Origin of the sequence: Actinocrinis sp. (genome assembly GCF_035650855.1) — a bacterium.
Classification (GTDB): Bacteria; Actinomycetota; Actinomycetes; order Streptomycetales; family Catenulisporaceae; genus Actinocrinis.
Genome location: NZ_DASRGV010000394.1, coordinates 1 through 17,332, shown reverse-complemented (window position 1 = coordinate 17,332; position 17,332 = coordinate 1). Strand labels below are relative to the sequence as shown.

Here is a 17,332-nt window from a genome sequence, read left to right as displayed (position 1 = left end):
GTCGTGTGGTTGTTCGCCCCGTGGAAGCGCGGTGAGCGGCCATGACCCTCTCGCGCTTGTTCTCGCTGTTCGCAGCACTGCCTTTCGCGGCGCAGGCCGCGATCGTGCTCGCCCTGGCGCTGCTGGTGCTCGGTGCAGTCACGACGGCGCTGGCGGCCGGCAGGGTGGCGGCCTGGGCGCAGGAGCGGCGCGTCCTGCCCCGCGCCGTGCATCTCGCCCGCAGGCCGGGCCGGTGGCGCGTCGTGGCCGCGCGCAGGGGCCCGCGCTGGTGGATCGACCGGCAGGCGCAGGTGTTGCTGCGGGAGTTCGCGGGCGACGACCTCGAGGAGGCGGACGCGTGAACGCCGCAGACGCGTACCGGGACCTGGTTGTGGGCGCGCTCGTGGTCGTGATGCTGGCGTTGCTGCTGATTGAGCCGTTGGTTGAGCGCCGTAAAGCTCGGCGCAAGGCCGCCCGCGGGCAGCAGAAGCTCGCCGCGCCGGTGTCGCACGCGCAGGCCCGTACCGCCCTGGATGAGGCGTACGCGCAAGCCACCGAGCAGGCGCTCGCGCAGGCCGAGACTGGGCAGGGCTGGGCGATGCCGACCCGCCAGCAGGTCGCCGACGACCTCGCGGCCGTGAGCGTCGAGCACGACCAGGTGGACCTGTCCACGCAGGAGTGCCTGGCGTTCGCGGCGCTCGCCGCGGGGTTCGATCGGGCGTTCCGGCCGCCGATCACGACTGAGCCGACTGATCCGGACGACGCCCACCAGTGGTGATCGTCCGCTAAGTCGCCCGGGTGGGGCTCCCCCCTCCCCCATCCGGGTTCGCCGCCCGTGCGCACGGGCGGCAACCGGCCTCGGTGCCCCGACCCCGGGTACCGAGGCCGGCCAGGGGGCTCCTATCAACCACCGATTCCCCGAGGGGGAAACCGTGCCCGACCAAACCACCAAGGCGCCACCCGTCCCGATCGTGGATGCCACAGCCGCCGGGATCCGCGCGTGGGCGGACCTGATGGGCCGCGCCTCGTTCCGGCTGCGCATGACCGACACCACGCCCCTGGGTACCGCTGTCGCGGACCTGCTCGACGAGGAAACGCAGGGCGACCACGGCGCCGACCACTGCCCCGGCCGCAAATGCCCGCAGTTCACCTGCCCGACCGAACTCGACGAGGGGTTCGTCGACGAGGACCAGCACCACCACTGCCGCTGGTGCACCGCGCTGGCCCTGTCGTGGGAGCACCCGGAACCCGCCGCTGTGCGGCTCGCCCGCACGCTCCTGGAAGGCGGCGTGTGATGCGCGCCAACGACGAACTGCTCGCCAGCGCGCGCCCGGAGCCGCCGTTCTCCAACAGCACCGAGGGCTACGGGTGGATAGACGCTCACTGCCTTACGTGCGTGCACGAGAAGCCTGCCAGGCAGGGCCGTGAGTGGGACGGCTGCCCGCTGGTCGCCTTGTCGATGGGCGGGTTCACGCCCGCGGAGTGGATTCCGGGTGACGCTCGGGTTGATGGTGGGTGGGATGCGGCGCGGCTGTTCATGTGCGTCGAGTACCGGCACGAGGACGACGGGGGCGACCCGGAGCCGAAGCCGATCCCGGACCCGCCAGGCCAGCTGACGCTGTTCCCGCGTGACGGGTTGGAGGGCGTGAGGCTGCTCAAGCCGTACGACACCGAGCGGGCCGCGCAGGATCGGGCGGGGGTGTCGGTGTGAGCGCGTCTCGTTTCGCTGGACTCCCGGACGACGCCCTGATCCGCGAGCTGCACGTGGGGCTCGGGCAGGCGCCCGAGGGTGAACTGCTCGCCGCCGCAGACACCCTCGCGGCGGTGCTCCCGGTGCAGGGTTGCGCGCAGCCCGCACTCGACACACTCCTCCACGGCGCCCGCGCCTCAGCGCTCGCGTTCCCGGACGGCTACACGCCCTCGGCCAAGTACACGCTGTGGCAGTGCGGCGCGAATGCCCGACACAACCGGTGGGTGGAAGCGGCCATCACCAAGCAGATCCGCCTCGACGCCGCACGGCTGGCCCGCTCGCAGAAGCTCCCGCACTACACGGGCCCGGTGACGATCCTCGCGGTGCAGCACCCGGGGAAGGGTAAGCGGGCGCACGACGCGGAGAACATCGCACCGCTGGTCAAGGCGGCAATCGATGGGCTCCGTGATGCCGGTGTGCTGGTCAACGACTCGCCGAAATGGGTCACGAAGGTCTCGCACACGACCGGGCCGCGCACACCGCGCGGACGCCTGGTGCTGCACATCACACCCGTGGACGGTGCGCCGTGAACAGGGGCGGTCAGACCACGGGCCGGATGATCCGCGAGCTGGCCCGGGAACGCCACGAGCGGGTCGTGCACCTAGTGGACGTCGAGGCCGTGCGCCGGGCGCTGCTCGGTTCCCCTACCGCGTTGACGGAGCTGGAGCGCGGCGCGGTGATCGCGCTGTGTGACTTGTACGGGCTGGACGTGACGATCACGGCGGCGGGGCTGGGGGTCGCGCCGAACACGGTGGATTGGACGATCCGCCGTAACCGTAAGCGCCTGCCCGGGTTGACGCGGGATCTCATGGCGGCGGCGATGCTGCGGCCGGCTGGGGAGTTGGTGGAGGCGGTCGCTGCGGGTGACGCGGACGCGGTGGCCGGGCTGCTGACTGATTTGGATCGGCAGCGGTTGGCGGCTCTGGCGGTGGTGCTGGCGTCGATGGTCGCGGACGGCGAGTCGGGTGCCGTTTCGGATGGTCGAGAACGGGTCGCTGCTTGATTAGCAGCCCTTGCCGCTCGCCTCCTGTCTTACCCGTCACCAACCAGAAAGACGCTGATGATTACCGGCGCCATCCACCCGTCTACCAGCCGCGCAGCCCACGCGGGCGCACCGCCGGGGAGTGCGGACGAGCACATCGCGGCGTTGCGTCGGCACGCCGCCGAGGTCGCGGACTGGCAGCGGATCGCGGAGATCGCGCAGGCCGAGGCGATCGAGGCGCGCAACCTGCTGCGTGAGGTCCAGGCCGAACGGGACGCGGCGCTGCGGGAGAACCGCGGCCTGGCCCGGGTGCTCGACGGGATGCAGGCGCATGTCGACGAGACGAACCACGAGAACCGGGTGCTGCGCGGGTTGCGCGAGGACGACCGGACGCTGATCGCCGACCTGCAGGCGCGGCTTGCGGCGGCTGAGTCGGAGCTGGACCGGCGTGGCCGGCACAGGCGGTCCCGTTGACCGTCGTCGTCGAGTGCGTGCGCTGCCACCGGTCGATGCGTCCGTCGCCGGACGGTCTCGGCCCTAAATGCCGCGCGCGCGAACACCCCGAGTCCGCCGCCCCCGAGACGTTCAGGCCGCCTCGCCGTGCGCGGGGCGGCCAGCCCTATCCAGACCAGATCCCTCTCTTCGACAAGGAGCCCTCATGGGCAAGTTCTTCGCAGCGATCACGCACTGGTTCCTCACCGCGTGGCTGGTGATGCTCGTCTTAGGCGCGAACCACCTCGTGACGTGGGGCTTCTGGCGCGTGCTGTTCGCCGAGTGGGCGATCGAGGCCGTCATCGGCGGCGCGGTCGCGTCCGGGCTGATGCTCGCAGCGTCCATGGACAGTGCCTCGTGACCGCCACCAACAAAACGACCGGGCCACTCAGTTCGGACATAGACACCCTAAACCGTGACGCATCGGACGCGCAGCGGTTCCTGCGCCAGCGCTGCGCCCACTGCGGGCGGCGCGTCCCCGCGGGCAACTACTCGACCGTCACCAGTGGCGGCGAGGTGTTCGCGTACCACGACAAGGCGCCGTGTCGGCGTGCCCAGCATGAGCGGCATGGTCGGCCGCTGCGGGTGTCCGGCGCGAGCACGGAGGCGCTGGGTGCGGCTCTGATCGCGGCGGATTACGTGTCGTGGCCGTGGTGGGCGCGGCTGGTTGGTGGCCGGCGGCGGGATGCGTTGCGCTACGAGTTCGCGCGCCGGTTGTCGGCTGCGGTGGAGCAGCGCACCGAGCAGCGCGCGGCCGGGGCGGTGTCTTCCGATGCCTGAGCAACTGTTTCGTAAGCGCCCGGTCGTAGTGGCCGCGCTCCAGTGGACCGGCTCGAACGAGGCCGAGCTGGCCGAGTGGACCGGCCACCGGTTCGAGTCCACCGCGCCCGGCGACTATGCCGACCCCGAGATCACCGCGATCGTCTACGACGAACTGCACAGCACGTGGGTCGGGGTGAAGACCGGCCAGTGGATTGTGCGCGGTGTGAAGGGCGAGTTCTACCCGATAGACGAAGCGGTTCTCGCGGAGACGTACGAGCCGGTCGAGGCTCCAGCACCGCCGCCGGAACCCGAGTACCTGCCCGGCTACCCCGGCAAATCCGCCCAGCGCCCGGCCGGGATGGAATCGCAGCCCAGGAAGTGGACCGCTGAGGACATCGCGACCTACTACCTGGATCACTGCGGGAACTGCCGCGACGCCGAGTTCTACGGGCACGCGTGGGGTCACGGCAACCCGCACGAGCGGCATGTGCCGGTGATCGAGGACGGTCTTGGCCCGCTCGCCGGCCAGCCGTGCGCGTGCAAGACGTGCGTGCCGGCCAGGGCGGTGACCGATGCCTGAGGCGACGCTCACCATCCCGCCACGCATGACCGCGCTGCCCCGGGACAAGCACGGTCGGCCGGTCCCTTGGTTCGTCGCCTGGATCGACGGCCAGCCCGACTTCCGCGTCATCCGCCCCGGCGGCATCCAGCAGGCACTCAAGCAGCGCAAATGCTGGCTGTGCGGCAGCAGACTCGGCGTGAACACAGCGTTCGTGATCGGCCCGATGTGCGTGGTCAACCGCAACACCGCCGAACCCGGCTCGCACCTGTCGTGCGCGAAGTACGCGGCGGTCGCGTGCCCGTTCCTGTCGAACCCGTCGATGCGCCGCCGTGAGACCGGCAAGCCGTCAGACGCGCACAACCCCGCCGGGATCATGATCGAGCGCAACCCGGGGGCGTGTGCGGTGTGGGTGTCGCGGCGCTGGTCGACGTGGAGTCCTGCGCGCGGGCAGATCCTGATCGATATCGGTGACCCGGTGGCGGTGCACTGGTTCGCGCACGGGCGTGAGGCGACCCGTGGCGAGGTGCTGGAGTCGATCGGCTCGGGGTTGCCGTTGCTGCGCGCCGAGGCGGAGCGGTCCTGTGACCGCGCGGGCGCTTTGGCGGCGCTGGAGGGGATGCACGCTGCGGCGCTGCGTTATGTTCCCGCGCAGCCGGGCGGTGCGCCGTGACCGCTTCGGAGTATCTGCTGCGTGGCGAGCTGGTGACTGTGCTGGCGCGCTGGAACGGCAAGGCGAACCCGGACCTGCCGAGGTTGCAGGCGGTGTTGCCGCTGGTGCGGTTGAAGCCGCACGGGCCGCGTAACGCGCTGGTCGCGTGGCCGGACGGGTCGGTGGCGGTGCGACCGTTCCGGGGCCTGCGACGCCCGCCGGAGCCCGAGCCAGCTGAGATCGCGGACGGGGGCCGGCCGTGAAGCACAAGCCGTACTCCGCCGCGCAGGTGCGCTGCTGGACCATCACGCCGCCGCAGCACGAACCCGAAACGCCGACGCCCGAGCCGGAAGCCGACCGTGCCCTCGTGGCCGGGGCCGTGCGCCACGGCTACACGATGGCCGACCTGGACCGGCTTGCGCGCCTGACCGTCACCTTCCACCTCGGATGGTTCGCCGGCGGTGACCGAAACGACCAATATGAGGCCGCGTGGCACGGGATCGTCGAGCACCTGTGCTCCGTCGAGCAGCAGCCGAGCGAACGCGACCTGCTCGACGCCGGGCGCCGCGTGCTGCAGGACGACCAGCAGCGCCATCAGCAGATGCTCGGCACGCGGCGCAGCGGCACCTACACCGGGGCAAACTTCGCCCGCTACTGGGACTGGCACGCGCGCACGGTGCCGTCGCCCGAGGACGCGGTCGTCGAGCGGATCGCGTTGGTGCAGATCACCGCGACGCTCTGCGCGAGCCACATCGAGGCGTTGACCATGCTCGCCGTCCTGGGCAACGACGTGCAGGCGACGGCCGAGGCTTTGGGCATCACCTACCAGGCTGCGAAAGACCGGCTGAACAAAGCGCGGCGCAACTTCCGCGGCCACTGGTACGCGCCCGACCCGCCGCCACCCATGCACCGCCCTATGGCCGCCGTGGCGCCGCAGGCCGAGGAGCGGCTACGCGCCGAGTGCGGCGTCTGCGGTACGCCAATGACGCCGGAGAACACCCGGTGGGAGAAGCCCCGCAAGCCGGGCCGCGCCCCGGTCGGGCATTGCCGGGCGTGCGAGAGCGACCGGGGCAGGCGCCGCGCTGAGGCGGCGCGTGCACTGTTACCTGCGCCCATGGCCGTATCGGAGGCGAGTGCGGCGTGAGCGACTGGTACGACTTCCTCGGCTCGCAGGTGCGCGACCGCAAGCGCACGGATCTGCTGATCGCGGACGACCGGCGCTGTGACGTGCTGGTGGAGACGCTGATGCTCGCGGTGCCGTTGCGGATCTGGGAGATGCGCGGGTGGGCTCCGGCCGCTCGGCAGCGCGCGGCACAGCGCAGCGCGCAGGTGGTGGCGGAGCGCGGTGATGACCTGATGTTCGGCAGCAGGAAGACCGGGCGGGTCGCGCAGGTGTTCAATGCTCTGGCGGAGGGCCTGGCGGCGGCGGCCTTTCAGCCGGGCGGCGTGAGGTTCGCGGGCCGGCATTGGTGCACGGATCACGCTCGGTGTGAGCGTGCCGCGGCGGGGCTGCCGGACGCACCAGTGCCCGGCGAGTGCGGTGACGGGTACGGTTCCCGGCCTCCCGCGCGGCCCGTGGACACCGTCCAGCCGATCGGGGGTGTCCTGTGACCGAAGACCTGGCCAAAGTAATCGGCCGCAACATCCGTGCCGCTCGCGAAAAGCTCGGCGTCCCGCAACGCGAACTCGCCCGGCGCGTCGGCGTGTCCAGTGCGTGCGTGTCGAACTGGGAGCGTGGCGACGGAGAGATCGGTGCTGGCAACGCTCTCGCGGCCTCGCGGGTGCTCGGGGTGTCGTTGCTGTGGCTGCTCGGTGTCGCCGACGACTCGGACGAGCGGTATCGGGCCGGTTGGGACGACTGCGCGTCCGCGGTGACGGCGGTGCTCAAGCAGGGCGGTGCGGCGCCTGCCCCGCCGCCGTCGCTACCGGCGTTCGGCCTGCGGGATCACCGTGCGACCGGGCTGGGTGTGGGTGAGCCGTGGGTGACGGCGCGGGGCAGGGATCTCACGGAGGCGTGGCCCGAGCTGATCGAGTCGCGCGCCGGGATCGCGGCGGGTGACGAGGTGGTGCGTCGGGATCGGCCTGGGGACGTGTGGCGGGTTGTCGGGTTGGTCGGCGAGCATGGGTCGCTGGTCGTGCCGCAGCCGGAAGCAGGTGCCGGGTCGTGATCCCGGTGCGGCGTTGGCCGCTGTTCGCTGTGCTGGTGTTGTGCGTCGGTTCGGCCCGCTGGTTGCCGTGGGCGCGCTGGTTCATCGCGTGCGCGGGCGGCGTGGAACTGGTCGCGTGCCTGCTGCTGGGCGAGTGGTGGTGGGCGCTGCTTATGGGTGTCGTGCTGCCGGTGGGTGTCGTGTCGGCGTGGGCGGCTGAGCGTGCGGCGCTGGAGATCCGGCAGCTGCTGCTGGAGATGCGCCGCGAAGGCGGTGAGACGTCGTGACGGCGCGTTGTGATCTGACCGACCTGCCCGAGTCGCAGTGCGCGTGTCGCATCCACGGCAAACCCGAGGATCAGGCCACCGCCGGTGTGGTGCGGGAACTGCCGCGGCCGGGCTGGCTGGAGGCCCGGTATCGGGGCCAGTGCGCGGGGTGCGGGGAGCCGTTCGCGGTCGGGGCGTTGATCACGCGGGATGAGGGGACCGGCGGTTGGGCCGCGGAGTGCTGCGCGGAGGTCGAACCGTGACCGAGTTCCTGCCGCCTGGCCGTTCGATCGAGCGGGTCACCGTGACGCCGGAGGGTGTCGAGGTGTGGTGCGACTGCGCCGCGATCACCGTGCTCGACTTCCGGGACGTGCCCGCTGCGGCGCTGCCGCTTGAGCAGGCGTTCACCTGCGACGGGTGCCACAGCGTGCACTGGTTCACGCTCGGCGCCACCCGCGAGGACGGTGCCGTATGAGCGCGCGTTCGCGGTTCGACCACTGGTTCACGGCGAAGATCGAGGGCCACGGGCTCGTCAAGCTCGCCTGGTGGGCCTGCGGCGACCGGGGCGCCCTGTGGCTGTGGCGCCCCGCGTGCTGGGCGCGCGGCTACCACGTGCCGCATCACTGCGACGTGCGGTTCGAGAACTGTGTGTGGTGCTGGAAGCCGTTGTGGTCGCGGCGGTATGGCCCGAATCCGTTTGCGGATCCGTGGGTTGATCGTGCTCCGCTGCGTCGCCAGCGTGCGGCCAGGTCGGGGGCAGCCCGGTGACCGCCCGTGTGTCGGCCGCCGCGACACACCCGGCGTCAGGACGCGGCGTCCTCGGCCTGGATCGACGCCAGCATCTCGGCGGCGTGGCGCTCCATCCACTGCGCAGCCCACGGCGGCACGAGCGCGAGCGTCTTCTCGCCGCGGCTCTCTACGTAGGTGATGGGCAGCTCGCCCAACTCGTGGCGGGCAGCGGAAGCGGCGCGGCTGATGGGGCCAAGGCGCTTGTACACCTCGGCCGGGGCGATGGTCTCGGTAGTCACCTTGGGGTCCTTGCTCACGGCGGGATTCTACGCAGCTTTCCCTTCCATGCTAACTTGCCAAGCTTTCCTCATCAAGCTTGTCAAGGTTATCAAGGTTGGCGTTATACTGGGACGAGAACGAAGCGGCCCCGAACCGGTGATCGCAACACCGGACGGGGCCTGAATCCACACCCTGCTGTAACAGGAGATGGACCTGATGTCGGAGCTTACAGACCTGCTCGACCAGACGCTGCTCGGCGCGCACCAAGGCTTCGAGCGCTACGACACCTGCTTCCCGGCCTGCGAGGGCCACGCCGACCCCTCCACCGTGCACTTCCACTCCACGCCCTGGGACTTCTTCGGCGAACTCGGCGTGACCGTCAGCCAGACCGACGGCGAAGCGCCGCAGGTCTCCCTGGTCGACATGCCGCACCCCGTGGCCAGCTACAGCCCCGCGTACGCCCGCGTGCTCGCGTACCAGATCTTGCTGGCTGCCGACATGGCCGAACGCCTCGCGCAGCCCTCCCCCACGGCCGAGGTCACGCGGCTGCTCGCCGAGGCCCTGCGCTCCATCTCCGGCTGACCGGCCGCGATCCCGGCACCGGCCCCCGACATCCCCGGCCGGCGTCAGCGCCGGAACGCAGCCCACCAATCGGTCCAATCCTCGGGAGAGCAGCAAGCACATGGCACGCAAGTCCGAAAGCGGCACGGCGACGCGGCGCGAGCCCGTACGGCACAGCTTCGAAATCCACTCAAGCGCCCACTCGGCGCTACCGGTTTGCAAGGCGGGGAGCGAGGCTTTCGGGCTCTTCGTCGTGTGCGCACTCACGCGCGACCGTGTGGGCGACGACCCCACCTATGTCAGTCGACGGCACGCCGCCAGCCTGCGGGACGAGCCCGCTTTATCCCGGGTTGCCGCGCAACTCGTCAACGCCGACCTGTGGCGGCCCGAGCGTGGCGGATGGCGCATGGTGCCCAGGCCGCGAGGTTTCTATCTGCCCGAGCCTCTGTGGCGGATGCGTCCGGTGTACGAGCGCGATCCGATCTCGGACGCGTTGCGCGCCGCAGTGTATGACCGCGATGGGAACGCCTGCCTTCGCTGTGGCGCTACTGACGACCTGACGCTTGACCACATCTACCCGTGGTCAAAGGGCGGCCCGGACTCGTACGCCAACCTCCAGACACTTTGCCGGCCCTGCAACAGCAGCAAGGGGGCGAAGGTCTGATGGCTCGCACCTTCGGCAAGATCTTCGCCAGTCAGTGGGACGACGAAGACTTCACCAGCCTCGGCGCCGATGCGAAGTACGTATACAACTTCCTGATCCCGCAGCATGACCTCGGGCACTCCGGGATCATCGCGTTGCGTATCGCCCCATGGGCTCGGCGACTTAGCAAGACGGTCGCTGAGGTCAACGCCGCGCTGCGCGAACTGCACGCCCGTAAGTACGTCGTCATCGACGACGAAGAGATGCTGCTGCTCGTCCGCTCGCTCATTCGCAACGACGACGTGTACAAGCAGCCGAACGTCTTCAAGGCTGCCGCTGCCCAGATCTACGCGTGCCCTTCCAAGCCGATCCGCCGCGCGCTACTGGCCGAACTCGAACGACTCGACGAGGCAGGCATGAGGGGCGACACACGGGAGGTTTGCAGCGAGCTGATCGCGTGGCTCAGGAAGGGTTCCGGTAACCCTTCCCCGGACCCTTCCGGCAAGGGTTCAGGCGATGAAATCCGACAGAGCGGTCAAAGCGGTCAGCTTGCCCATGAAAGCGCAGGCGAAGAGGGTTCCAGTAACCCTTCCGGAAACCCTCTCCCGCGTGCGCACGCGTGCGCGGGCGTTCCCCTGCCCCTTCCCCTGCCCGTGGCCCCTTCCGTGAACCCCTCCGCGGCTGACGCCGCGGGTGCCGAACCGGCCGCACTGTTCGACTCACCCGCCGCCGTGGACTCCGCGCCTACGGCGCCCGCCAACGGCAATCCTGACGCTGGATCGCAGCAGAACGCCGCCGCACTCGTCGCCGAGTGGATCGAGTCTCGCCCCAACAACCGGCCGCCTGGCCGGACCATCGGCCACGCCGGCAAAGAGTTGCGGATCCTCCTCGAAGAGGACCGCATCCCCTACGAGGTCGTTCGCACCGGATTCATGGCCTGGAGCCGTAAGGGCTCTGCGCCCTCCGCAATCGCCTCCTTCGTCAACGAAGCCCAGGCCCGCGCCGCGAACGTCGTCGTCCCCTTCCAGCGCTCCGTCCCCAACGACCTGGGCGGCGATGAGCACATGGCCCGGTTCCTCGCCCGCCAGGGCCTCGACCCCACTCGGAGGACGTCATGACCCCGCAGGAGATCGCCGTCCTCGGCCGGTACGTCAAGGCCTTGTGCCCGGCGCAGAAGTTCGACGAGTACACCCCGGACGCCTGGCTGATGGTGCTCGGCGGCCTGGAGTTCGCGGACTGCCAGGAGGTGCTGCCGCGGATCGCCCAGGGGCGGCCGTTCATCGCGCCGTCGGACATCGCTACGGCGGTGAAGGAGTTGCGGGCGTCGCGTCTGTCTGCGGCGAACGTGATCTACGAGCCGCACCCGGAGGAGAGCGTCACGGACTTCCTCGCCCGCGCCCGCGGCATCACGCGGGCTGCCGCTGGTGGGCAGATCGCGCCGTCTCGGCCGACTCTGGCGCTGCCTGCGGGTGGTGCGGCGTTCGCGCCGCCGGAGATCGGCCGGATTGTCTCGGAGGTGCGTGCGACGCGCGGTCACCCGGCGTTGAAGGTGGCGTGCCCGTGGGAGGCGTGTCTGGCGCAGGCCGGGGCGTGGTGTGAGAAGCCGGTCGGGAAGTCGTCGCGGCGGCCACTGGCGGGGTTTCTGCATCCGGCGCGGTGTACGGCTGCGGGTGTGGCGTATGAGCCGATTCGGCCGAGCGTCGAGGACGGTGCGCCGTGACCGGCGGGCCGGTTGTTCTGCCGCGTCCGGGTTCGTCGTTGCTGAACGACCGTGACCGGTACCTGCTGTGGCTGCTCGCGGAGGATTACACGACCGCGGAGCTCGCCCGCGTGTACCGGATCAGCCGCCCGGACGCCGAGCGGCGGGTGCGGGTCCTGCTGGCGAAGACCGGGGCGGGCAGCCGCGAGGAGCTGGTTGCGACGGCGCTGCGCTGCGGGTGGATCAGCCTCGACCGGTACGGGGTGGCGGCATGAACGGCCCCATCGCCGACAGCCGGGCCGCGAGCCGCTGGACGTACGTCATCGGCAGCAGCGGAAACCGGCTCGTCAAGATCGGCACCACGACCGGCAGCGTCGAGCAGCGGCTCGCCAACCTCCAAGTCGGCTCACCCCACCGCCTGCACCTGATCCTCGCCGTCCGCACCAACGCTCGCGCGGAGCGGGCGCTGCACGAGTACTTCGCGCCGCGCCGCTGCCATGGCGAGTGGTTCGACTTCGGGGATTTGGACCCGGCGACCGAGGTGTGTGCCGCGATCGGCGTGATCGGGACGACACCGGAGGTCGCGAAGAGGCGCGCGGTGGCTCGGCCCGAGCGCACTCCTGCGGCCCGGTACGTGACCGCGCTGCTGGCTGCGGGCGCGCCGGCCGGTGTCGGGCGTGACCGGCTCAAGGACTGGGCGAAGGCGCACGGGGTTGCGCTGCCTGGGAAGACCGAAACCCTCGCCGAGATCACGGCGCAGCTCAAGGCGGCGAGTGCCCGATGACCGCCGCCCGGATCGTGCGCCCGTCCACGTCGGCCGGCTGGGCGCCCCCCTGGACCGACACCCCCGACGAGATCGAGCAACGCCGCCGGGAAGCCGCCGACACCGCCCAGGACCGGCGCGACCAAGCCACCCGGCAACGACGCGCCGACGAACAGGCCGCCGAGCAGTGGCGGCAGGCCGTACGCGACGCACTCCAGCAACTCGAACACGACACGACCAGCGAGACAGGAGCAGCACGGTGACCAGCCCCTACTACCGCGACGAGCAGGTCACGCTCTGGCTTGGCGACGCCCTCGACGTACTGCGCGGCATGCCGGACGAGTCCGTGGACTGCATCGTCACCTCCCCGCCGTACTACGGGCTACGCGACTACGGCGTGCCCGGCCAATACGGGCTGGAGTCCTCGCCCGCCGAGTACGTAGAGATCATGCGCCAGGTATTCGTCGAAGCCCGGCGCGTCCTCGCCAAGGACGGCACCTGCTGGATCAACCTGGACGACTCCTACGCCTACCCGCCCGGTTCGGCCGGACGCCAGGGCAACGGGCAGCGCCAGGGCCGCACCTTCACCGCCGAAGGCCTCCGCGGAACGCGCGCCATCCCGCCGAAGAACCTCATGCTCATCCCCGAGCGGCTGGCCATCGCCTTCCAGGACGACGGCTGGATCGTGCGCAACCGAATCGTGTGGCACGCCCCGAACTCCATGCCCGAGTCCGTCACCGACCGTCTCGCGCACCGTTACGAGACGGTCCTGCTGCTGGTGCGCGACGCTCGGTACGCGTTCGACCTCGACGCGATCCGCGAGCCGCAGAAGACCGCAGGGCAGCGGCACGAGGGGCGTTCGTGTGGCAGCGGCGAGGGCTGGCCGTCGGAGTGGTCGGCGAAGACGCGGGCGCTGAACCCGAAGGGCGGCAATCCCGGCGACGTGTGGTCGATCCCCACGCGGCCGTATCCCGAGGCGCACTTCGCGACGTTTCCGCTGGAGCTGCCGGTCCGCTGCATCAAGGCCGGCTGCAAGCCCGGCGGCACCGTGCTCGACCCGTTTTCCGGGTCCGGCACGACCGGTGAGGCCTCGCGCAAGCTCGGCCGCCGGTACATCGGCATCGACCTGAACCCCGCCTACCACGACCTCGCGATCAAGCGGTTCGCGCAGGGCGTGCTCGATCTTGACCCTGCCGCGTGACCTTTCCCTGTGTTGACCTGCACGAACACCACACCCCCGGAAACGAGTTGACATGAACGACACCGACACCAGCCCCACCACCGAACCCGAATGGGCCGACGACGGACACCGCATCCGCGTCACCCTCGACCAGGGCCAGTTCGAGTTCACCGTCATCTGCCCCTTCGACGCCACCGACCTGACCGGCCGCGACTGGGCCGACCTGCCCGTGTGCCGCCGCGCCGGAGACGAGGGCGGCAACCCGCGCCCCGACAAGTCCCCCACCGCGAACTGCGGCCTGGCGATCTTCGGCGAGGAGTTCACCTCCGATGAGTTCTTCGACAGTGGTCCCGACGTGCCCGTGTTCGAGGTGGTCTCGCCGTTCCCGGTCGTCTACCGGTTCGCGGGCTGGGACGGCGACGAGGTGTACGTCCGGCCGAAGCCGGCCGTGCAGTCCCCGGGCCAGGGCGTGCTGCCGGTCGAGACCGAGCCCGAGACGTCCGCGTGCCCGTCGTGCGACGGCACCGGCCAGGAGACGGACGCCGAAGGCGCCAGTCAGGGCGAGTGCCTGCGCTGCCACGGCAGCGGCACGGTCGAAGCCCCGTCGATCTGGGTCACGCACGGCGGCGCGGATCGCCCAGTGCCCTATCAGCAAGTCACTTCCCTGGCCGACCTGTTCGCCTCGGCCTGCGACGTCCACGGCGTCGGCGAGAGCGAGCGGCAGCGCCTCGGCCTGTTCAACGGCGGCGGCGTGCAGCTCGACACGGACAGGGTGCTGCGGCACGTCGCACCGGGCGACCTGCTGGTGCTGCGGCCTCGGATCGTGAGGGCCTGATGACCGCGCGTCGTCCGCCTGCGCGCCCGCTGGTGTGCGCCCTGGTGGCCTGCGGGTCGACCGACCGGGTCCGCCTGTACGTGATCGGCGCCCGCTGTGCCGCACACACCCCGTCCGCCCAAGCGGGCCTGCCCGAACCCGACGAACTGCTCACCCGCCACCGCCAGACACTCGCCCGACTCACGAGCACCGACACCGACACCGACACCGAGAGGACCGCAGCATGACCAGTACCGAACCGCTCACCGACGAGCGGCTCAGCGAGATCGAAGACGACACGCATCGGGCCTGCCTGTGCGACAAGCTCCAGCGCGAGGACATCCCGCAACTGCTCGCCGAGGTCCACCGTCTGCGCATCCAGGCAGCCAAGAGCGACGAACTGGCCCGCGACCACTGGCGCGAGTCCGAGGCAGAGTTCGACCGCGCAGCCGAAGCCCAGAACCGCGCATCCGAGGTCGAGGCGGAGCGCGACGAACTGCGTCAGCGGATCAGCAACGCCCGCGCGGAGATCCGCAAGCAGGACACGGCCGCGGCCGCGGGGATGCGGCCCGGCTACTGCGACGTGTCCGACGCCCTGGCCGCGGTCGAGACGCACCTGGTGGACCCCGAGCATCGGCCCGCCCGGCACCGCGGCCCCGGCTACCCGCACGAGCTCCCCGACCACGCCGGACCCGCCGACACGTGCGCGATGCCCGCGTGCGTCACCGCCCGCGCCCAGCGCGAGGCCGTCGCCGACATCCAGGACCTCACGCACGAGCTGTTCGCCGACGACGAGCCGAAAGCGGGTGCGTGATGGCGGCGCACACCCCCACCGCGGTCGGCATCCCCGCCATGCAGCCCTTCACGGTCCTCTCCCGCCATCAGCGCGAAGCGCGCGCCCGCACGGCCACCGAACCCCGCGACCGGCACGCCGGCACGTCGTGGATGCTCGACGGCGCGTGCAACGACGAGAACCCGGCCCTGTTCCAGCCGATCGGCGAGTCGGCGCTCTACAGCGACCAGATCGAAGAGGCCCGCACGGTCTGCTCCGAGTGCTGCGTGATGCCGCTGTGCCGGGAGTACGCGTTGGAGACCCGGCAGCCGAGCGGCATCTGGGGCGGGCTGACCGAGCGGGACCGCGAGCAGGAGTTGCGGCGCCGCTCCCGCCAGCGTCAGCAGCAGGCATCGAAGCGGGCCGCCGCATGAGCGCCGCCGTCCTGTTCTCCGACGCGCCACCCGCCGCCACCCTCATGAGCCCGCTCGAACGGCAGGTCCTCGACCTGCTCGCCGACGGCCTGTCCGATCCCGCGATCGCGGTCCGCCTCGAGGTGGCCACCAGCAGCGTCAAGGACGCGCTCGGGCGCCTGTCCGGGCGGCTGAACACCCGGGAACGCGCCGCGATGGTCGCGGCCGGCTACAAGCAGGGCGTCCTCGCCCCGCCGGCCTCGGTGCCGGACGGGGCGGGGAAGGTCACGCGCCGCGAATTCGAGTGCCTGCTGCTGATCGCGCAGGGCTTGAACGCGGTGGGCATCGCGGACCGGTGGGGCCTGCCGGTCGGTGATGTGCGGCGCATGACCGCGGAGTTGCGGCAGCGGCTGGGTGCGTGTTCCCGGACGCATCTGGTGCGCCGGGCGGTGGAGCTGGGCGTGCTGACGCTGGTGCGCCGGGAGCGTGCCGCGTGACCGGGCCGGCCGCGTGGTTGGGCGCGTACCCGAAACGCCCCGGCGCCCCGCTGATCCTGCCGGGGGCGACGCTGGCCGAAGCCCTCGGCAGGCAACCGCACCGCAAACCGGCCGCCCTGGACCCGCGGCTGGCCGCGCTCCTGCCGCTGCTGGCCGCGAACCTGACGCAGGCACAGATCGGGGCGCGCCTCGCCCTGAGCCCGTCAGCGGTCAAACACCGGGCGCGGCGCCTGTACACGGCGCTGGGCGTGTCCAACCGGGTCGGCGCGGTCACGGCTGCGCTGGCGTGCGGCCTGATCGAGGAACCCGGGAGCGAGCCGTGAGCGCGGGCCTGGAGCTGCCGGGCCGGGATCCGGCGGTCGAGACGTGGCGGGAGGTCTGCACCGCCGCCAACCCCGCGGTGCTCGCGGTCGCAGCCGACGCCAGGTGTCTGCTGCTCGCCCTGCCCGGGATGCCGCGCTCCGAGCAGGCCGCGATGGCGGAGGAGTTCCGGGCGGCCGAGTCGTGGCAGGCGATCGCGGAGCTGCTGCGGGCGTGGCGGATCACCGCGGGACTGCACGCGGCGGCTGCGGAGGCCCAGAACGGGCCTCAGAGCCACGGGGGCGGCGTTCTGGCACGGGCGGACCCGGGAGGCGTGAACGGCGCTCCACGGTCTGCTGCATCGGGCGCACGGGCCATCCCTGGCCGATCCGTAACCCCGGAAAGCCCGCACAGCCCCGCTGGGGCCCCAGCGGATACCGGAACGAGAAATCCATCACGGGACCACACCGAGGACGCTCAGCGGCCCGCTGTGGCCCGCGTTGCCACCCCCGAAGCCCGCACCGACCCAGAGGACCCCCGATGACCGACGACACGATCGCCCCCTCGCCGCTCCTGGACCGCAACCGCGTCGCCGAAGCCATCACCCGGCAAGTGCGCCTCGACCTCGACCCCGTCATCGCCCGCGCCGCAGCGAAGGGCATGCCCGTCGAACTGAACGAGGAACAGGCCCTCAAGGTCGCCGACGCCGCGTTGGCCGCACTCGTGAGGGCCCACCCGATCGCCGGGCGCGAATGGCTGATCAAAGCCAACCAGGACTGGCAGTGGCGCAACCGAAGCGACCGTTCGCGGTACCAGTCACTGTTGCGGGCGCAGCGCCAGGCCACAGACCGGTGGCGCGGGACCGCCCTGTCCGGCTGGGTGTACCTGGTCGGGTTCGCCGCCGTGTGGCAGTGGCATCTCTCGCGTTGGGTCGGGTTCGGCGTGATCGTCGCCGGGCTTGGGGCTGGGACGGGGTTGCGGGTGTGGCTGGCGTCGCGCGACCGGAAGCGCGAGGACGCCCGATGACCGACGCCCTTCGCCGGTCCATCCGTGACGCCGCACGCAGCGTCCCGATCCGGCTCGGCCCCAACGC

At 71.2% G+C, this 17,332-nt stretch carries 34 protein-coding genes; 33 read left to right on the top strand and 1 reads right to left on the bottom strand.

What is annotated here, in order from left to right; all coding sequences use genetic code 11:
• Positions 1–41: 41 nt before the first annotated feature.
• The 18 genes from VFB40_RS27760 (at position 42) to VFB40_RS27675 (ending at position 8,064) form a co-directional block, all read left to right on the top strand.
• Positions 42–341 carry a hypothetical protein gene (locus tag VFB40_RS27760; protein ID WP_324855883.1) on the top strand — a complete coding sequence of 100 codons (300 nt, stop codon included), beginning with the start codon at positions 42–44 and terminating at the stop codon, positions 339–341.
• Positions 338–757, top strand: a complete 420-nt coding sequence (locus VFB40_RS27755; RefSeq protein WP_324855881.1) for a hypothetical protein — start codon at positions 338–340, stop codon at positions 755–757. Before VFB40_RS27760 ends, VFB40_RS27755 begins: the two co-directional genes overlap by 4 nt.
• A gap of 154 nt (positions 758–911) precedes the next feature.
• The gene (locus VFB40_RS27750) at positions 912–1,274 is read left to right on the top strand and encodes a hypothetical protein (RefSeq protein ID WP_324855879.1); all 363 of its coding nucleotides are present in this window, start codon (positions 912–914) and stop codon (positions 1,272–1,274) included.
• Positions 1,274–1,690, top strand: a complete 417-nt coding sequence (locus VFB40_RS27745; protein ID WP_324855877.1) for a hypothetical protein — start codon at positions 1,274–1,276, stop codon at positions 1,688–1,690. The genes VFB40_RS27750 and VFB40_RS27745 overlap by 1 nt, the downstream gene beginning before the upstream one ends.
• A complete protein-coding gene (locus tag VFB40_RS27740) occupies positions 1,687–2,259 on the top strand; it encodes a RusA family crossover junction endodeoxyribonuclease (RefSeq protein ID WP_324855875.1) in 573 nt (190 codons plus the stop codon). The genes VFB40_RS27745 and VFB40_RS27740 overlap by 4 nt, the downstream gene beginning before the upstream one ends.
• A 26-nt stretch (positions 2,260–2,285) precedes the next feature.
• Positions 2,286–2,732 carry a hypothetical protein gene (locus VFB40_RS27735; RefSeq protein WP_324855873.1) on the top strand — a complete coding sequence of 149 codons (447 nt, stop codon included), beginning with the start codon at positions 2,286–2,288 and terminating at the stop codon, positions 2,730–2,732.
• A gap of 57 nt (positions 2,733–2,789) precedes the next feature.
• Positions 2,790–3,185, top strand: a complete 396-nt coding sequence (locus tag VFB40_RS27730; protein ID WP_324855871.1) for a hypothetical protein — start codon at positions 2,790–2,792, stop codon at positions 3,183–3,185.
• Positions 3,186–3,369: 184 nt separating this feature from the next.
• Complete coding sequence (locus VFB40_RS27725) at positions 3,370–3,564, top strand: hypothetical protein (protein WP_324855869.1); 195 nt, start codon at positions 3,370–3,372, stop codon at positions 3,562–3,564.
• A complete protein-coding gene (locus tag VFB40_RS27720) occupies positions 3,561–3,983 on the top strand; it encodes a hypothetical protein (protein WP_324855867.1) in 423 nt (140 codons plus the stop codon). Before VFB40_RS27725 ends, VFB40_RS27720 begins: the two co-directional genes overlap by 4 nt.
• A complete protein-coding gene (locus VFB40_RS27715) occupies positions 3,976–4,545 on the top strand; it encodes a hypothetical protein (protein WP_324855865.1) in 570 nt (189 codons plus the stop codon). The genes VFB40_RS27720 and VFB40_RS27715 overlap by 8 nt, the downstream gene beginning before the upstream one ends.
• Positions 4,538–5,197, top strand: coding sequence for a hypothetical protein (locus VFB40_RS27710; protein ID WP_324855863.1), 660 nt, complete (start codon positions 4,538–4,540; stop codon positions 5,195–5,197). Before VFB40_RS27715 ends, VFB40_RS27710 begins: the two co-directional genes overlap by 8 nt.
• Positions 5,194–5,439, top strand: coding sequence for a hypothetical protein (locus tag VFB40_RS27705; protein WP_324855861.1), 246 nt, complete (start codon positions 5,194–5,196; stop codon positions 5,437–5,439). Before VFB40_RS27710 ends, VFB40_RS27705 begins: the two co-directional genes overlap by 4 nt.
• Complete coding sequence (locus VFB40_RS27700; RefSeq protein ID WP_324855859.1) at positions 5,436–6,320, top strand: sigma-70 RNA polymerase sigma factor region 4 domain-containing protein; 885 nt, start codon at positions 5,436–5,438, stop codon at positions 6,318–6,320. The genes VFB40_RS27705 and VFB40_RS27700 overlap by 4 nt, the downstream gene beginning before the upstream one ends.
• Positions 6,317–6,787 carry a hypothetical protein gene (locus VFB40_RS27695; protein ID WP_324855857.1) on the top strand — a complete coding sequence of 157 codons (471 nt, stop codon included), beginning with the start codon at positions 6,317–6,319 and terminating at the stop codon, positions 6,785–6,787. The genes VFB40_RS27700 and VFB40_RS27695 overlap by 4 nt, the downstream gene beginning before the upstream one ends.
• Entirely contained in the window at positions 6,784–7,344 is a 561-nt protein-coding gene (locus VFB40_RS27690) for a helix-turn-helix domain-containing protein (RefSeq protein ID WP_324855855.1), read from the top strand. The genes VFB40_RS27695 and VFB40_RS27690 overlap by 4 nt, the downstream gene beginning before the upstream one ends.
• Entirely contained in the window at positions 7,341–7,610 is a 270-nt protein-coding gene (locus tag VFB40_RS27685; protein ID WP_324855853.1) for a hypothetical protein, read from the top strand. The genes VFB40_RS27690 and VFB40_RS27685 overlap by 4 nt, the downstream gene beginning before the upstream one ends.
• Positions 7,607–7,852 (top strand): hypothetical protein, encoded by a 246-nt coding sequence (locus VFB40_RS27680; protein ID WP_324855851.1) that lies wholly within the window; start codon positions 7,607–7,609, stop codon positions 7,850–7,852. Before VFB40_RS27685 ends, VFB40_RS27680 begins: the two co-directional genes overlap by 4 nt.
• Positions 7,849–8,064 (top strand): hypothetical protein, encoded by a 216-nt coding sequence (locus tag VFB40_RS27675; protein WP_324855849.1) that lies wholly within the window; start codon positions 7,849–7,851, stop codon positions 8,062–8,064. Before VFB40_RS27680 ends, VFB40_RS27675 begins: the two co-directional genes overlap by 4 nt.
• A 328-nt stretch (positions 8,065–8,392) precedes the next feature.
• On the opposite strand, the gene VFB40_RS27670 is transcribed toward VFB40_RS27675, so the two are convergent.
• Positions 8,393–8,635: a hypothetical protein gene (locus VFB40_RS27670; RefSeq protein WP_324855847.1), complete on the bottom strand. Its 243-nt coding sequence runs from the start codon at positions 8,633–8,635 to the stop codon at positions 8,393–8,395.
• Positions 8,636–8,813: 178 nt separating this feature from the next.
• Between VFB40_RS27670 and VFB40_RS27665 the strand changes: the two genes are divergently transcribed.
• The 15 genes from VFB40_RS27665 to VFB40_RS27595 all read left to right on the top strand — a co-directional run bounded on the left by VFB40_RS27665 (position 8,814) and on the right by VFB40_RS27595 (position 17,265).
• Complete coding sequence (locus VFB40_RS27665) at positions 8,814–9,179, top strand: hypothetical protein (RefSeq protein ID WP_324855845.1); 366 nt, start codon at positions 8,814–8,816, stop codon at positions 9,177–9,179.
• A 100-nt stretch (positions 9,180–9,279) separates the two neighbouring features.
• Positions 9,280–9,822: an HNH endonuclease gene (locus VFB40_RS27660; RefSeq protein WP_324855843.1), complete on the top strand. Its 543-nt coding sequence runs from the start codon at positions 9,280–9,282 to the stop codon at positions 9,820–9,822.
• Complete coding sequence (locus VFB40_RS27655; protein WP_324855841.1) at positions 9,822–10,919, top strand: hypothetical protein; 1,098 nt, start codon at positions 9,822–9,824, stop codon at positions 10,917–10,919. Before VFB40_RS27660 ends, VFB40_RS27655 begins: the two co-directional genes overlap by 1 nt.
• A complete protein-coding gene (locus VFB40_RS27650; RefSeq protein WP_324855839.1) occupies positions 10,916–11,521 on the top strand; it encodes a zinc finger domain-containing protein in 606 nt (201 codons plus the stop codon). The genes VFB40_RS27655 and VFB40_RS27650 overlap by 4 nt, the downstream gene beginning before the upstream one ends.
• Positions 11,522–11,559: 38 nt before the next feature.
• A complete protein-coding gene (locus VFB40_RS27645; protein WP_324855837.1) occupies positions 11,560–11,775 on the top strand; it encodes a helix-turn-helix domain-containing protein in 216 nt (71 codons plus the stop codon).
• Positions 11,772–12,284 carry a GIY-YIG nuclease family protein gene (locus tag VFB40_RS27640; protein ID WP_324855835.1) on the top strand — a complete coding sequence of 171 codons (513 nt, stop codon included), beginning with the start codon at positions 11,772–11,774 and terminating at the stop codon, positions 12,282–12,284. The genes VFB40_RS27645 and VFB40_RS27640 overlap by 4 nt, the downstream gene beginning before the upstream one ends.
• Positions 12,281–12,526 (top strand): hypothetical protein, encoded by a 246-nt coding sequence (locus VFB40_RS27635; RefSeq protein WP_324855833.1) that lies wholly within the window; start codon positions 12,281–12,283, stop codon positions 12,524–12,526. Before VFB40_RS27640 ends, VFB40_RS27635 begins: the two co-directional genes overlap by 4 nt.
• Positions 12,523–13,464 carry a DNA-methyltransferase gene (locus tag VFB40_RS27630; RefSeq protein ID WP_324855831.1) on the top strand — a complete coding sequence of 314 codons (942 nt, stop codon included), beginning with the start codon at positions 12,523–12,525 and terminating at the stop codon, positions 13,462–13,464. The genes VFB40_RS27635 and VFB40_RS27630 overlap by 4 nt, the downstream gene beginning before the upstream one ends.
• A gap of 52 nt (positions 13,465–13,516) precedes the next feature.
• A complete protein-coding gene (locus tag VFB40_RS27625) occupies positions 13,517–14,278 on the top strand; it encodes a DnaJ-like cysteine-rich domain-containing protein (protein ID WP_324855829.1) in 762 nt (253 codons plus the stop codon).
• Positions 14,278–14,505: a hypothetical protein gene (locus tag VFB40_RS27620; protein ID WP_324855827.1), complete on the top strand. Its 228-nt coding sequence runs from the start codon at positions 14,278–14,280 to the stop codon at positions 14,503–14,505. The genes VFB40_RS27625 and VFB40_RS27620 overlap by 1 nt, the downstream gene beginning before the upstream one ends.
• The gene (locus VFB40_RS27615; RefSeq protein ID WP_324855824.1) at positions 14,502–15,071 is read left to right on the top strand and encodes a hypothetical protein; all 570 of its coding nucleotides are present in this window, start codon (positions 14,502–14,504) and stop codon (positions 15,069–15,071) included. The genes VFB40_RS27620 and VFB40_RS27615 overlap by 4 nt, the downstream gene beginning before the upstream one ends.
• Positions 15,071–15,463, top strand: coding sequence for a WhiB family transcriptional regulator (locus tag VFB40_RS27610; protein ID WP_324855823.1), 393 nt, complete (start codon positions 15,071–15,073; stop codon positions 15,461–15,463). Before VFB40_RS27615 ends, VFB40_RS27610 begins: the two co-directional genes overlap by 1 nt.
• The gene (locus tag VFB40_RS27605) at positions 15,460–15,939 is read left to right on the top strand and encodes a LuxR C-terminal-related transcriptional regulator (RefSeq protein WP_324855821.1); all 480 of its coding nucleotides are present in this window, start codon (positions 15,460–15,462) and stop codon (positions 15,937–15,939) included. Before VFB40_RS27610 ends, VFB40_RS27605 begins: the two co-directional genes overlap by 4 nt.
• A complete protein-coding gene (locus VFB40_RS27600) occupies positions 15,936–16,262 on the top strand; it encodes a helix-turn-helix domain-containing protein (RefSeq protein WP_324855819.1) in 327 nt (108 codons plus the stop codon). The genes VFB40_RS27605 and VFB40_RS27600 overlap by 4 nt, the downstream gene beginning before the upstream one ends.
• 517 nt (positions 16,263–16,779) lie before the next feature.
• Positions 16,780–17,265 (top strand): hypothetical protein, encoded by a 486-nt coding sequence (locus tag VFB40_RS27595; protein ID WP_324855817.1) that lies wholly within the window; start codon positions 16,780–16,782, stop codon positions 17,263–17,265.
• Positions 17,266–17,332 lie beyond the last annotated feature (67 nt).

What these genes read in the sequence shown, in the direction of transcription:
- VFB40_RS27655 (WP_324855841.1), top strand. Translation starts at nt 9,822, where the DNA reads ATGGCTCGCACCTTCGGCAAGATCTTCGCCAGTCAGTGGGACGACGAA.
- VFB40_RS27605 (WP_324855821.1), top strand. Translation starts at nt 15,460, where the DNA reads ATGAGCGCCGCCGTCCTGTTCTCCGACGCGCCACCCGCCGCCACCCTC.
- VFB40_RS27735 (WP_324855873.1), top strand. Translation starts at nt 2,286, where the DNA reads ATGATCCGCGAGCTGGCCCGGGAACGCCACGAGCGGGTCGTGCACCTA.
- VFB40_RS27715 (WP_324855865.1), top strand. Translation starts at nt 3,976, where the DNA reads ATGCCTGAGCAACTGTTTCGTAAGCGCCCGGTCGTAGTGGCCGCGCTC.
- VFB40_RS27760 (WP_324855883.1), top strand. Translation starts at nt 42, where the DNA reads ATGACCCTCTCGCGCTTGTTCTCGCTGTTCGCAGCACTGCCTTTCGCG.
- VFB40_RS27635 (WP_324855833.1), top strand. Translation starts at nt 12,281, where the DNA reads ATGACCGCCGCCCGGATCGTGCGCCCGTCCACGTCGGCCGGCTGGGCG.
- VFB40_RS27660 (WP_324855843.1), top strand. Translation starts at nt 9,280, where the DNA reads ATGGCACGCAAGTCCGAAAGCGGCACGGCGACGCGGCGCGAGCCCGTA.
- VFB40_RS27730 (WP_324855871.1), top strand. Translation starts at nt 2,790, where the DNA reads ATGATTACCGGCGCCATCCACCCGTCTACCAGCCGCGCAGCCCACGCG.
- VFB40_RS27665 (WP_324855845.1), top strand. Translation starts at nt 8,814, where the DNA reads ATGTCGGAGCTTACAGACCTGCTCGACCAGACGCTGCTCGGCGCGCAC.
- VFB40_RS27745 (WP_324855877.1), top strand. Translation starts at nt 1,274, where the DNA reads ATGCGCGCCAACGACGAACTGCTCGCCAGCGCGCGCCCGGAGCCGCCG.
- VFB40_RS27610 (WP_324855823.1), top strand. Translation starts at nt 15,071, where the DNA reads ATGGCGGCGCACACCCCCACCGCGGTCGGCATCCCCGCCATGCAGCCC.
- VFB40_RS27595 (WP_324855817.1), top strand. Translation starts at nt 16,780, where the DNA reads ATGACCGACGACACGATCGCCCCCTCGCCGCTCCTGGACCGCAACCGC.
- VFB40_RS27640 (WP_324855835.1), top strand. Translation starts at nt 11,772, where the DNA reads ATGAACGGCCCCATCGCCGACAGCCGGGCCGCGAGCCGCTGGACGTAC.
- VFB40_RS27625 (WP_324855829.1), top strand. Translation starts at nt 13,517, where the DNA reads ATGAACGACACCGACACCAGCCCCACCACCGAACCCGAATGGGCCGAC.
- VFB40_RS27615 (WP_324855824.1), top strand. Translation starts at nt 14,502, where the DNA reads ATGACCAGTACCGAACCGCTCACCGACGAGCGGCTCAGCGAGATCGAA.
- VFB40_RS27725 (WP_324855869.1), top strand. Translation starts at nt 3,370, where the DNA reads ATGGGCAAGTTCTTCGCAGCGATCACGCACTGGTTCCTCACCGCGTGG.
- VFB40_RS27650 (WP_324855839.1), top strand. Translation starts at nt 10,916, where the DNA reads ATGACCCCGCAGGAGATCGCCGTCCTCGGCCGGTACGTCAAGGCCTTG.
- VFB40_RS27620 (WP_324855827.1), top strand. Translation starts at nt 14,278, where the DNA reads ATGACCGCGCGTCGTCCGCCTGCGCGCCCGCTGGTGTGCGCCCTGGTG.
- VFB40_RS27710 (WP_324855863.1), top strand. Translation starts at nt 4,538, where the DNA reads ATGCCTGAGGCGACGCTCACCATCCCGCCACGCATGACCGCGCTGCCC.